We start from the raw sequence: 13,161 nt of genomic DNA on the forward strand, positions 1-13,161 counted from the left end.
ATTTTGAAGAGTCCAAGTTTTATTTTTTAGGTTCTACTAAACTTAAAACAAGTGGTTTAAACCTTACGAATACCTCTCAAACTTATCCCAGTTGGGTGGTCGTTTTTCGAGGAAGGCATTGCGGCCCTCTTCTGCTTCTTCAGTCATATAACCTAGTCGGGTGGCCTCACCGGCAAAAATTTGTTGACCCACCAATCCATCATCAATGAGATTGAAAGCAAACTTGAGCATTCTGATAGCCATTGGGCTTTTCTGTAAAATCTCCTGTGCCCACTGAAATGCGGTTTCTTCTAGCTCGGAATGAGGCACAACAGCATTGACCATACCCATCTCGAAAGCTTCCTGAGCTGAGTAGTTTCTGCCCAAAAAGAATATTTCTCTTGCACGCTTTTGCCCTATTTGACGAGCCAAATATGCAGAACCATATCCTGCATCATAACTTGCAACGTTGGCATCAGTCTGTTTAAAAACAGCATGTTCTTTACTAGCTAGCGATAAGTCACACACCACATGAAGACTATGGCCCCCTCCAACAGCCCAGCCGGTCACTACTGCAATCACCGGTTTGGTCATAAACCGAATTTGTCGTTGAACTTCCAAAATATTAAGCCTGTCGCGACCATCTTCAGCACGATAGCCTCCTTTTTTTCTGGCATTTTGGTCGCCACCGGAACAAAATGCCCAGCCGCCATCTTTGGGTGAAGGGCCCTCACCAGAAAGTAATACAACACCTATTTTGGGGTCATGAGTGGCGTCGTCGAAAGCATCAAGTAGCTCAAAAGTGGTCTTAGGTCGGAAGGCATTTCTGATTTCAGGTCTGTTGAAGGCGATACGTGCAACGCCCATATATTTTTTATAGGTGATGTCTTCGTAAACTTTGGCGGTTTCCCAGGCGATATTTGACATTGATTCGGTTTTTTTACAAAACTATAATAAACCGATAAGAATTTTAAACGAAACCCTTTAAATTGCAAGCTAATTGTATTATGACACAACAAAAAATCTAATGATTATATAATTCTCAATAATTATGCAAAAAAAAATTGGTCCGATTTTTTACAGACTTGGTATATTATTTCCCTGGCTAACCTTGGTGTTTTTTTTCTATAAATATTCTTTAAACCTGCCCGTAAGGGATGACCACAGGGTATTTATTGGTTTTCAAAAATATTATTTTAAAGCTGATACTTTTTTAGCAAAACTTCAAACAATTTTAATACCTGATAATGAGAGTCATCCAATATTTATGAGGACCTTGTCAGTTCTTCAAACTTATATTGATGGTGAAATAAACTTCCAGCATATTTTGATATTCTGTTGGGTATTTATAGTTATTGTTTGGTGGATATATTTTCGAGGTTTGTCAAAATCTAAAACTTTCAGGCTAATTTTTGGGCTTTGGATTTTAAACCTATTGTTATATGAATTATTTTTCAGAACTGATGTTGCTACCTACCAAATGGCGACATTCGGACTTTCGGTATTTGTTTTATATGCCTCAACTTTATACAAAAACTCCTCGATTTATTGGAAATTTTTGTTTTTTGTTGTTTTTTTTCTGGCTCCAACAGGAAGTATTAATGGTTTTATTGCAAATGGTCTAGTTATCATTTATTTGGGCATTAAAAAGGAAAAAAGGGCATTATGGATTTCATTAATCTTATTTTCAGCCCAGATAATTATTTTTTATTTTCTAAGTGATGAAGGTAAATCTATCAGTTTATTTGAAAATATAAAAAGATATAATTATGAATTAGTAATTGCATTTTTTATGAGTTTGGGAGGCATTTTTAACCTCAATCATTCTTTCATTTTTCAAATAATTTCTGCGATTTTGGGTTTTGGTTTCTTTTCTTTTACCGCCTACTATTTATTTATCAAAAGACCTGATTTTGTCAATTTTAAAAGCTTACTTTTTTTATTTTCAGCCCTATCTTTAGCGGCAATAGTGACTCTAAGATATAATTATTGGCTTCCGGGGTATAGCAGCATCTTTGAGTCACGATATAAAATTTACGGCGTTACAATTATACTTATCGCGTTTTCAATTTTTTACGAAAAATTTAAATCCAAATTTATTAATGGATTAATTGTCGTAACAAGCGTCTTGATTTTTGCTGCAGGAGTTTATAAAGGAATATTTCTCCTTGAAGGCCAACAATTAACCCAAATCACTGATACATATAATATTGGAGAAGGTAGCTTAAAACAAGATTTTGCTATTAGATATTTAACCACCAATCAACATGCCCTGGAACTAAAACAAAATGGGATTTTTGATTTTTATGATAGCAGAAATAAGATTCAGAAATTACTTGATGATTCTCAAAAATTGGAATTTAAAGATATAAATTTATCGGAAAAACTGGATGATCCTTTAAATCGTGGGGATTGGGCAAAAATGGAAATTCCTTTACAAAGAATCACCGTAAATGGAAGTTTCCCCAGGTATAATTATTATATTATAAAATTTACCTTAAAAAATGGAAAACATGGCATTTATTTTTTAATGCCTCCCATTAAGTCGCTTCGTCAGAAAATATCTGGAAATCCCAAAAAATACAATTACCTAAGTCACACCTATTATTTTGACTTTTTTGAAGGATTTGACCCCCAAAGTGCAGAAGTTTACGGTTTGAATAGTATAGAGCTGTAGTTTTTAAAATTATTTTGGTGTCTCAAGGTAGTCACTAAAATATATATGTGAACCTTGACATAGGTTGAGATTAAAAATAGGACTTTAAAAAGTTCTAGATTTTATCGTCTATTTTGTGATTAAAATTGCTACTTGGTTTTGGTTTTTAAATAAATAAAAAAATAGAAGCATTAACTTTTAAGAAAAAGTATTTGATGTTCCAATTTCCTTAGCATTTTCTTCATTATTTTTTCACAAAAAAAACACGCTGGCATTTTTTGAGTTAAATTTGAGGTTCTTACATTTTTTTCCGAAAAAACGGTGGCGATAGACAAAAAACTCAACGACGTAGAGCTTACAGGACATGAACAAATAGAGGTTTTCGGTGCCCGGGAGCACAACCTCAAAAATATCGATGCCGTGATTCCCCGCAACAAACTGGTGGTTATAACCGGCATTAGCGGTAGCGGTAAATCGTCACTGGCATTTGACACCATCTATGCCGAAGGTCAGCGTCGCTATATGGAAAGCTTCAGTTCCTATGCCCGTAGTTTTATCGGCGACATGGAACGACCCGATGTGGACAAAATCAACGGCCTTTCGCCCGTAATCAGCATCGAGCAAAAGACTACTTCCAAAAACCCCCGCTCCACCGTAGGCACTACTACTGAGATTTACGATTTCCTTCGTTTGCTTTTCGCAAAAGTAGGTATAGCCTATAGCTACGTGACCGGTAAACCGATGGTCAAACAAACTCAGGATCAGATCATTGAACAGATTTTTGAGCAGTTTGACGGCAAAAAAGTGAGCATTTTGGCACCATTGGTAAAAGGTCGCAAGGGACATTACCGCGAACTTTTTGTGCAAATAGCCAAAATGGGTTATCAGAAAGTCAGGGTTGACAGTGAGGTACTCGACGTGAGTCCTAAAATGCAGCTTGACCGATACAAAATCCACGACATTGAAATTGTGGTGGACAGGGTTATACCCAAAGCAGAGGATCGCTATCGTATAAGTCAGTCGGTGGGTACGGCTTTAAAATTAGGCAAAGGTTCGGTTTTATTGCTTGATGAAAAAGGAAACGTACAATACTTGTCTCAAAACCTGACCGACCCCGAGGCCGGAATCAGCTACGAAGACCCTTCGCCCAACTCCTTCTCGTTTAACTCGCCTTATGGTGCATGTCCTAGCTGTAACGGCATGGGTACCATTGAAGAAATCACTGAAGATTCTATTATTCCCGACAAAAGCCTTTCGATAACCCGTGGGGGAATAGCTCCGCTAGGCGAATACCGTGACCTCTGGATTTTTAAGCAGATTGAGATTATTCTGAAAAAATATAAGTCCTCTATCAGTGTTCCTATCGAAAAAATACCTGAAGAAGCACTGAAAATACTACTTTACGGCTCTGAAGACCCCGTGGCGGTGCCTTCCAAAAAATACCCGGGGACGGAGTGGAACACTAGTTTTGAGGGTATCATGAATTTCCTGAAACGCCAGCAGGATTCTGACTCTGACAAGATTCAGGATTGGCTCAAGGATTTTATGCTCATAAAAACCTGCCCTGAGTGTAACGGACAACGCCTCAGAAAAGAATCTCTGCATTTCAAAATTGACAATAGAAACATAGCCGAATTGTCTGATATGGATATCGCAGACCTTTCCGCCTGGTTTGAAAACATCGAAATCAGACTTAATGAAAAGCAAAATCAAATTGCTGCCGAAATCCTGAAGGAAATAAGAAAACGTCTGGGATTTTTGTTTGGAATAGGCCTGGATTATTTGACGCTTAACCGTCCTCTCAGAACGCTATCAGGGGGAGAAGCCCAACGTATTCGTCTGGCCACTCAGATCGGTACCCAGCTGGTGGGAGTGCTTTACATCATGGATGAGCCGAGTATAGGTTTACATCAACGCGACAACGTGAAGCTCATACAGGCATTGAAAGATCTGCGTGATCTGGGCAATACTGTACTGGTAGTTGAGCACGATAAAGACATGATGCTGGAGTCAGATTATATTCTTGATATTGGCCCTGGTGCAGGTAGGCATGGCGGCAGGGTGGTAAGTCATGGATCGCCCGCCGAATTTATTGCAAAAGGAGGCATTACTGCTGATTATTTGAGCGATAGGGTACAAATAGAGATTCCGAAAAAAAGAAGAGCTGGTAATGGTAACCATTTGACTATCAAGGGAGCAACCGGCCACAACCTGAAAAACGTAAATATGAAACTGCCATTGGGCAAAATCGTGTGCGTAACGGGCGTGAGTGGAAGCGGGAAATCATCCCTGATTCATGAAACGCTGTTTCCAATTTTAAACCATCATTTTTTCAGAGCCAAAAAAGAACCATTACCTTTTAAAAAAGTAGAAGGTCTGGAGCATATCGACAAAGTGATCGAGGTGGACCAAAGCCCGATTGGCCGTACACCAAGGAGCAACCCTGCCACTTATACCGGTATGTTTTCTGATATAAGAACCTTGTTTTCTGAACTCCCCGAATCCAAAATCAGAGGTTATAAACCCGGCCGTTTTTCGTTTAACGTTAAAGGCGGTCGCTGCGAAACCTGCGAAGGAGCGGGTATGAAGAAAATAGAGATGGACTTCCTGCCTGACGTGCATGTAGAGTGTGAAACCTGTAAAGGAAAACGCTTTAACCGTGAAACCCTGGAGGTAAGATATAAAGGTAAATCGATTGCCGATGTGCTGGACATGACCGTGGAAGAAGCCATTCCGTTTTTTGAGGCACATCCAAAAATCAACCGTAAGGTACAGATTCTGAACGACGTAGGCTTGGGATATATCACCCTGGGGCAGCATGCCACCACGCTTTCTGGCGGAGAGGCCCAGCGGGTAAAACTTTCGGAGGAATTATCCAAAAAAGACACCGGAAAAACGCTTTATATCCTGGATGAACCTACCACCGGACTGCATTTTCAGGATATCAAAAAACTGCTCGATGTACTCCAGAAACTTGCGGATAAAGGTAATTCCATTTTGATTATTGAGCACAATCTCGATGTTATCAAGGTTTCTGACCACGTAATCGACATGGGACCCGAAGGAGGAAACAAAGGTGGAAATATGGTAGCCGAAGGCACCCCCGAAGAAGTAGCCAAAGTGAAAGCCAGCTATACAGGTTACTTTTTGAAAAAGGAATTGAGTATGAAAGGATAAATGAAAATCAGCGATGGTTTCCTAATGACTTGTTGAAAATTTAATCATTAGGTCATCATTTTAATTTTTATTAACTAAAAAATTGTTTGAACTGACAAATCTTAAAAGAGTTAGTTTTTCCTATTCCATATAAAAAAAACAGCCCCCCGTTGCCGGAGAGCTGCTCTTAATAACAATCTATATAGAAACACTTACGATCCTTTTTCTTTCTTAATCACCTCTTCAGCTATGTTGTTTGGAACAAAATCATAGTGAGAGAATGTTAAGTTTGCCGTAGCACGTCCTGAAGACATAGTACGAAGGTCAGTCACATAACCAAACATCTCTGACAAAGGCACGTCAGCTTTGATTACTTGTGAACCGGCTTTGGTATCCATACCTTTCATCATACCTCTACGACGGTTAAGGTCACCTGTAATAGGTCCGGTGTATTCGTCTGGAGTCAATACCTCAAGAGCCATGATTGGTTCAAGTAATTTTGCTCCGGCCAATTTACCGGCTTCACGGAAGCCCATACGAGCGGCCAATTCAAATGACAATGAATCTGAATCGACATCGTGGAAGGAACCATGATACAATCTCACTTTGAATGAGTCAACAGGGAAGCCAGCCAAAGGTCCGTTTTTCATAGCCTCTTTGAAACCTTTTTCGATGGCCGGGATAAATTCACGAGGAATAACACCACCCACGATATTGTTTACAAACTGCAAACCAACTTTTTTCTCTTTTCCTTCCTCATCGTCGTCTCTTGGACCAAATTCAAATACGATATCAGCGAATTTACCTTTACCACCTGATTGTTTTTTGTAAACTTCACGGTGTTCAACATTCTTGGTGAAAGTCTCTTTGTAAGCCACCTGAGGAGCACCCTGGTTAACTTCCACTTTGAATTCACGACGCATACGATCAATGATAATTTCAAGGTGAAGCTCACCCATACCTCTCATGATAGTTTGACCCGTTTCTTCATTAGTTTCAACTGTAAGGGTAGGATCTTCTTCGATAAGTTTACCGATAGCCTTAGAGAAGTTGTCCTGATCGGCAGTTTTCTTAGGCTCAATGGCATAACCAATTACCGGATCCGGGAATACCATAGATTCCAATACAATTGGATTCTTTTCATCAGAAAGGGTATCTCCTGTTTTGATATCTTTAAAACCTACAACAGCGGCGATGTCACCGGCTTCAAGTACGTCGATTTGATTTTGCTTGTTGGCGTGCATCTGGAAGATACGAGAAATACGCTCTTTATTACCCGAACGGTTGTTCAATACATAAGATCCGGAAGGAAGTGTTCCTGAATAAGATCTTACAAAACAAAGACGACCAACGTAAGGGTCAGTTGCAATTTTAAAAGCAAGTGCGGCAAATGGCTCTTTAGAATCTGGTTGACGAATGATTTCAGCACCGGTATCAGGGTTGGTACCTTTGATACCGTCTCTGTCAAGCGGTGAAGGCAATAGAGCCATCACAAGGTCAAGCATAGTCTGTACCCCTTTGTTTTTGAAAGAAGAACCGCACAACATTGGTACGATTTTCATATCAATAACAGCAGCACGAAGAGCAGCAAGGATTTCATCTTCAGTAATTGAGTTTGGATCTTCGAAGTATTTCTCCATCAAAGTATCATCGTAATCAGCTACTGCTTCAAGTAATTTTTCTCTCCACTCTGCAACTTCTTCTATCATATCGTCAGGAATTGGCACTTCGGTAAAAGTCATTCCTTTGTCTGCTTCGTTCCAAACCATTCCGCGGTTGTTAATCAAGTCAACTACCCCTTTGAAGTTTTCTTCTGCACCAATTGGTAACTGCAATGGCACTGCATTTGAGCCCAACATTTCTTTCACCTGCTTGCACACGTTAAGGAAGTCGGCACCAGAGCGATCCATTTTATTTACGAAGCCCAAACGAGCAACATTATAGTTATTGGCCAAACGCCAGTTAGTCTCTGATTGTGGCTCTACACCGTCAACAGCACTGAAAAGGAATACCAGACCGTCCAATACTCTCAAAGAACGGTTTACCTCTACAGTAAAGTCCACGTGACCCGGAGTATCAATGATGTTGATGTGGTAGTTATTGTCTCTGTATTTCCAGTTTACGGTAGTAGCAGCCGAAGTAATAGTGATACCTCTTTCCTGCTCCTGCTCCATCCAGTCCATGGTAGCTCCTCCATCGTGTACCTCACCTATTTTATGGTTCACACCAGAGTAGTAAAGGATACGCTCAGTGGTTGTGGTTTTACCGGCATCAATGTGGGCGGCAATACCAATGTTTCTTGTAAATTTTAAATCGCGAGCCATTTTTTAATTGTTTTTTTCTGAATTGCTTTTATTCAGTTTTATTCGAAATTTATTGACTTTTTGTTTCGGGCTGCAAAATTATAAAAAAAATGCATAAAACGAAACAGATTGGGGCTTAATAGTTTAAGAAATTGTAAAATATTGGATATAAATACGATTTGCTTCTATTTTTCTGGTGAACCAACCTTGTTTTTAAGCCTAAATATTTGAAAATATGGAGTTTTAGTGGTTTCCATGGAATAAGAATTGTAAATATTTTTTCGTTAATCATTAAACATTTTATAGTTTTACCAAATATTTAAGACCATCCATTATGAAGGAATCAGAAGAAGAAGAAAATCAAATCAATATAGAACTTTCTGAAGAAATGGCCGAGGGAGTTTATGCCAATCTGGCCATGATTGCCCACTCCAATTCAGAGTTTGTGCTGGATTTTATCCGTTTGATGCCGGGAGTACCCAAAGCTAAGGTGAAGTCAAGGGTAATCTTGACACCCGAGCATGCCCAAAGGTTATTGTTGGCTCTGCAAGATAATATCAGAAAATACGAGGCCAATTTTGGTGAAATACGCCAGTCCAACGACCCTATTCCCTTTCCAATGAATTTTGGCGGGCCTATGGGTGAGGCTTAAGAGATTCTAAATTATTTGCCATGGATTCATGAAACTCAATTTGTGAATTTGTGGCATTTTTTAATTAATAAACAAAGCAACTTTTTAATGAAAAAATCATTTAAAATATCCATCTACTCTTTTCTGGCATTTTTATTCTTTTCCTTGTTTGAAGTTTATGGTTGGCGGTTTAACTTTTGGTTTATAAGAATTACCTTCATTTTATTTTTAAGTTCATTTATTGCTGCTTTTGTTTATTCAGGTAAAAAAACTTCGATTGATATCACAAAATCTTTTGGGTGGGCAAGTATTGGATATTTTTTGGTTTCTGCTATTATCGTTGCAATTGGAGGGGTTTTTTTGTCAGGGATTTTAGCATTAATGTTATTGCCAATTATTGGACCTAGAACCCAATCTTCAAATGATAACTTTAAAATTCAAATACCATATCGGGGATTTATGGGGACGGCAGGGAGCTATCAATTAGTAGAAGATAGATTTTTAATCTTTGAAAAGAAAATATTTTATTTCGGTTCGGATTCTGAAATAAAAACTTTTAGTTTTAACCCAAATAGCAACATACTAATATTATTACCTCAAAAAGATACTATTGACTTTAATAAAATATATAAGTTAAAATAGTTCGTAACAATTAAAAAATGAAAACCGTCCTTTGTTTCATAACAATCCTTTTTCTTTCCACAAAAACCTTCTTCCAAAACTCCTTAATCCTCTAAAAACCTGCAATAAATCATATATTCACTTGTATATAAATCAGTAGAATAGTGATAAATAATTAATAATATTTAGTCGGAGATTTTGCCCGGGATTGGATAAATAAATGACATTTTCAAACTTTAAAGTTTTTGAAATGAAAACGGCCAAATTATCTAAAATTATTCTTTATGCTTTAGTTTTACTAGGTTCTGTTCTACTTTTTACCAGTTGCAATCTTTTTGGTTTTCTCAACAAAAAATCAAATAAAGATGTAAAAGAAGGTTCATTTATTAGTACAAATCCTACGGACCCTCAGTTTGTTAAGCTCATTACGGATAAAGACGAAGAGGTAAGTGTTTTTGGAGTAAGAGATGCCAATGGCTTACCTTCAAAAATTAAACAAATCAATATTAAAGACTCAAAAGGGGAGGATTATTCTTTTTTCTATAATAATGACGGCAAACTAACTACCGCAGTAGCTGACAACGGTACTGTCTTTAATTATAAATGGCTGGGAAACAATAAGGTAGCATTAAATATCATTTGTAACGACGGCAAAAACCAAATTGATACAGAGATTGATTTGGCAGAAATTCAGCCCAAAAGCATAAAAATTAATACTACCGCAAAAATCAGAAGTAATGCAGGGGTTAATTCGAAAATAAGGTTTTCACCGATTGAAAGCCCGGTAGAAAAACCTTTACTTAACAAATCAGCAAAAGTTTATGAGGATGGGACGGTGCATAATTTGACCGTCACTTCTTGTGGTGCACTTTCAAATTATGATGTACTAAGGGTAAATATAGTAGATCAGGCTGGAATTACGGTACTGAAAGAACTCAACGCGGTCTGGGTTGGAAAAGGAAAATATACCATAACTGTTCCATCGGGATTGGCCCCCGAATTAGATCCGCAAAAAACAGCAGAAGCACTTGCAAAAGTTCTTTCAAAATATTGTGATGCAGCTGGGCTTGTAGGTGGAGTGTCTGAACAAATATTACTTACTACTAGTGCATGTGCATATATTTCCGGGAAACTGGCTTTGACAGGAGTTGGTGTTACTGTTGCACCTACAGTTGGGGCTGCTTGTACGGGGATCACATCTGCTATGGCTGTTTATTGTGCCACTTTGGGTGCGTCAGGCCCACCTGAAACCGCCTCCGTTTTGGATAAAATGTTGGAATTGAAGTTTTTGGATTACTTCAAATTAACAGGCGGAATAAGGATGCATGTTTACTTTAAAGTATTTACCGAAGGTGTTTCAAGTGGTACTAAAATAGTTGGATTTAATGTTGCTGATGGTGTTCCTTCCAACTTGAAAGCTGAAATGTCTGAAAATGCAAAGCCAATGGTCAAATACCTTGAGCTGTCGCCATCATCGCCTTCAGAAGGTCAGGACTATACAATAACTGCAGGTGTTTATTGCCTGCCAGTGGGAAGCACAGTAACCATCAGCATGGCAGGTAGCGACGGTTATTCAGATTCTGAAACTTTTACCGTAAGTGATGTGTCACAATCTTCCGGCAATTTTAGTCTGGCGATTCCTGGTGCAGATAAGGGTGTAAGAGACGAAATAACCGTAACCGTCACTACCGCCGATGGCACGGTGATAACAAAATCGGCTTCATTGGTTTTTGGTTAAAATTGGTTTTATAATTTAATTTTTTGAGGTGGAGTAAATAATGCTCCACCTTTTTGCATTATAACATTTACATTTGTATCATCGATTTTTATCACTTATTAAATGAAATATTTATTCTCTATTTTTCTGGTTTTTACGATATTTTTTGGCTCATATTCTCAAGAAATCAAAGTCCTCAAAAAACACATCTTTTATCTGGCCGATGACAAAATGAAAGGACGTGGTACAGGGAGCAAACAAGCCATGAAGGCCTCAGAATATGTGAAGAAGGAATTTAAAAAATATGGTTTGAAACCACTTGGAACCGATGGCTATTATCAAAACTTCAAAGCCAAAGTGAGAAAAGTAGTGGTGCCTGACAGCATACGTGACTCCCGAAATGTGATTGGTTTTCTGGACAATGGTAGCCAAAATACAATCGTTATAGGGGCACATTATGACCATATAGGTGAAGGCAAACAAGGAAGTCTGAAAGATTCCACGGCCTATGGTAAAATCCATAATGGTGCCGACGACAACGCCTCAGGAGTAGCCGGTTTACTGGAATTGGCCAGACATTTTACACAAAATATTGAAAAAGAACCTTTTAATTTTCTCTTTATCTCATTTGGAGCCGAAGAGTTGGGATTGGTGGGCTCCAGATATTTTGTGGCTCATCCTACCACTGACCTTTCCAAAGTACATTTTATGCTCAATATGGATATGATTGGCCGGCTTAACAAAGAAAGTGGAGTGGCAATTATTGGTTATGGAAGTTCGCCCCAATTTGAATCCATATTTTCGGGCATAAACAAAGAAAATCATGTGAAATATTACACGGGATATGAAGGTCGGGGAGGCTCAGACCAAACTTCATTTTATGAAAAAGACATTCCTGTGCTGTTTTTCCATACGGGAGGGCACGAAGATTACCACAAACCCACCGACGATGCTAATAAAGTGGACTATGAATCTTTGAAAGGTATTTTGGAACTGGAAAAAGAAATAATTGTCCGCAGTTTTGATGTCGGAAAAATGAATTTCAGAAGTACAGATAAAAAGTGATAAAATAGTTTTATCATATTATTATAATTACAAAAGTTCCCTCCTATATTCCCTTGGGCTTTGACCTTTGATTTGTTTAAAGGTCTTGCTAAAGTGCGAAATGCTATTGAAACCACTACTGAAGCATACATCTGAAACAGGTACACCCGTGTGTAAAAGCTTGCAGGCGTTGTTAATCCTGAATTCGTTAAGGAAGTCAGTAAAAGTCAAGTGAGTCATTTTTTAAAATATCTGCAAAAAGATGGAACGGTAAGATTGGCGATTTCGGCAACCGTCTCGATTTTTATCTCATCAGTATAGTGCTCTTCTACAAAAGTATAAATGCGGTTGATGCGGTCTTCGTCTTTGTGCCTGAAATCAAATCTTGACCGCGGGTCATTCAAAACCCGATATTCTTCAGAATCTGACATGATTTTAAAGATTTCAAGTAATGAAATTAACCTTTGAACGCCAGCTTGCTGAGAGAGGTTTTCCATCAATTCCGAAACCATTTTTTGGGTTTTTCCGGCATAACTAATACCAAATGCGGCTTTTTCAAATAACTTCTTTACTTTAACCATTTCAGGAACATTCATAAAGTCCTGACCCAGAAAATTCTGGTGTAACTGTACAATTATTTCTTCATGCTCACCTATAACTCCATAACCCAATCCGGTATGAGGAAGGTTAGGTCCTAAAAACATTACTTCTCCTTCGGCATATTCACCTAAATGATTGCCAATATGAAGTTTCCCGGAGCCTTTTTTTACGAAAATAATCTCATGCTCAGGATGTTGATGCCAAAAAAAACGATCATTTTCTGACTTCCAATGTATTACCTTGAAGGAGCTGCCCTGATCAGGTGCTATTTTTTCAAATTCTATTTTCACGCCTTAATTACCCTTAAAGTAAAAAATAAAAATATCAAGATGTTAATATAACACAAAAATTGGAAAATGCAGTAATATTTTTTTTACAAAAATAGATGCAATTTTGCATTGAAAAAGAAAGCTTCGCCTTTCTATGACGAATAATACTTAAGGTAACCTTGATA

The 13,161-nt window shown here is 38.1% G+C and carries 8 protein-coding genes and 1 pseudogene; 6 read left to right on the plus strand and 3 right to left on the minus strand.

Translation table 11 applies throughout. The features are described 5' to 3' along the window. Positions 1–63: 63 nt before the first annotated feature. Complete coding sequence (locus tag IPP61_06685) at positions 64–906, minus strand: 1,4-dihydroxy-2-naphthoyl-CoA synthase (GenBank protein ID MBL0324852.1); 843 nt, start codon at positions 904–906, stop codon at positions 64–66. A gap of 124 nt (positions 907–1,030) precedes the next feature. On the opposite strand from IPP61_06685, the gene IPP61_06690 reads away from it, so the two are divergent. Further along, the gene (locus IPP61_06690; protein MBL0324853.1) at positions 1,031–2,656 is read left to right on the plus strand and encodes a hypothetical protein; all 1,626 of its coding nucleotides are present in this window, start codon (positions 1,031–1,033) and stop codon (positions 2,654–2,656) included. A gap of 300 nt (positions 2,657–2,956) precedes the next feature. Continuing rightward, positions 2,957–5,812, plus strand: coding sequence for an excinuclease ABC subunit UvrA (gene uvrA / locus IPP61_06695; protein ID MBL0324854.1), 2,856 nt, complete (start codon positions 2,957–2,959; stop codon positions 5,810–5,812). A 191-nt stretch (positions 5,813–6,003) separates the two neighbouring features. On the opposite strand, the gene fusA is transcribed toward uvrA, so the two are convergent. Next, a complete protein-coding gene (fusA, locus tag IPP61_06700) occupies positions 6,004–8,115 on the minus strand; it encodes an elongation factor G (protein ID MBL0324855.1) in 2,112 nt (703 codons plus the stop codon). A 313-nt stretch (positions 8,116–8,428) separates the two neighbouring features. On the opposite strand from fusA, the gene IPP61_06705 reads away from it, so the two are divergent. From IPP61_06705 to IPP61_06720, 4 genes are all read left to right on the plus strand, one after another. Next, positions 8,429–8,746: a DUF3467 domain-containing protein gene (locus IPP61_06705; GenBank protein ID MBL0324856.1), complete on the plus strand. Its 318-nt coding sequence runs from the start codon at positions 8,429–8,431 to the stop codon at positions 8,744–8,746. A gap of 87 nt (positions 8,747–8,833) precedes the next feature. Further along, positions 8,834–9,367, plus strand: coding sequence for a hypothetical protein (locus IPP61_06710; GenBank protein ID MBL0324857.1), 534 nt, complete (start codon positions 8,834–8,836; stop codon positions 9,365–9,367). Positions 9,368–9,596: 229 nt separating this feature from the next. Next, a complete protein-coding gene (locus IPP61_06715) occupies positions 9,597–11,084 on the plus strand; it encodes a hypothetical protein (protein ID MBL0324858.1) in 1,488 nt (495 codons plus the stop codon). A 102-nt stretch (positions 11,085–11,186) separates the two neighbouring features. After that, positions 11,187–12,128, plus strand: a complete 942-nt coding sequence (locus tag IPP61_06720) for a M20/M25/M40 family metallo-hydrolase (GenBank protein MBL0324859.1) — start codon at positions 11,187–11,189, stop codon at positions 12,126–12,128. Between the two features lie 27 nt (positions 12,129–12,155). On the opposite strand, the pseudogene IPP61_06725 reads toward IPP61_06720, so the two are convergent. Further along, a pseudogene (locus IPP61_06725) lies at positions 12,156–12,997 on the minus strand (helix-turn-helix domain-containing protein). Between the last annotated feature and the right edge of the window lie 164 nt (positions 12,998–13,161).

The organism is Cytophagaceae bacterium (assembly GCA_016722655.1).
Lineage (GTDB): Bacteria > Bacteroidota > Bacteroidia > Cytophagales > Spirosomataceae > Leadbetterella.

Bases quoted from the DNA above. Each gene is read 5' to 3' on its own strand.
- IPP61_06685 (MBL0324852.1), bottom strand. From the start codon at position 906: ATGTCAAATATCGCCTGGGAAACCGCCAAAGTTTACGAAGACATCACC.
- IPP61_06690 (MBL0324853.1), top strand. From the start codon at position 1,031: ATGCAAAAAAAAATTGGTCCGATTTTTTACAGACTTGGTATATTATTT.
- fusA (MBL0324855.1), bottom strand. From the start codon at position 8,115: ATGGCTCGCGATTTAAAATTTACAAGAAACATTGGTATTGCCGCCCAC.
- IPP61_06705 (MBL0324856.1), top strand. From the start codon at position 8,429: ATGAAGGAATCAGAAGAAGAAGAAAATCAAATCAATATAGAACTTTCT.
- IPP61_06710 (MBL0324857.1), top strand. From the start codon at position 8,834: ATGAAAAAATCATTTAAAATATCCATCTACTCTTTTCTGGCATTTTTA.
- IPP61_06715 (MBL0324858.1), top strand. From the start codon at position 9,597: ATGAAAACGGCCAAATTATCTAAAATTATTCTTTATGCTTTAGTTTTA.
- IPP61_06720 (MBL0324859.1), top strand. From the start codon at position 11,187: ATGAAATATTTATTCTCTATTTTTCTGGTTTTTACGATATTTTTTGGC.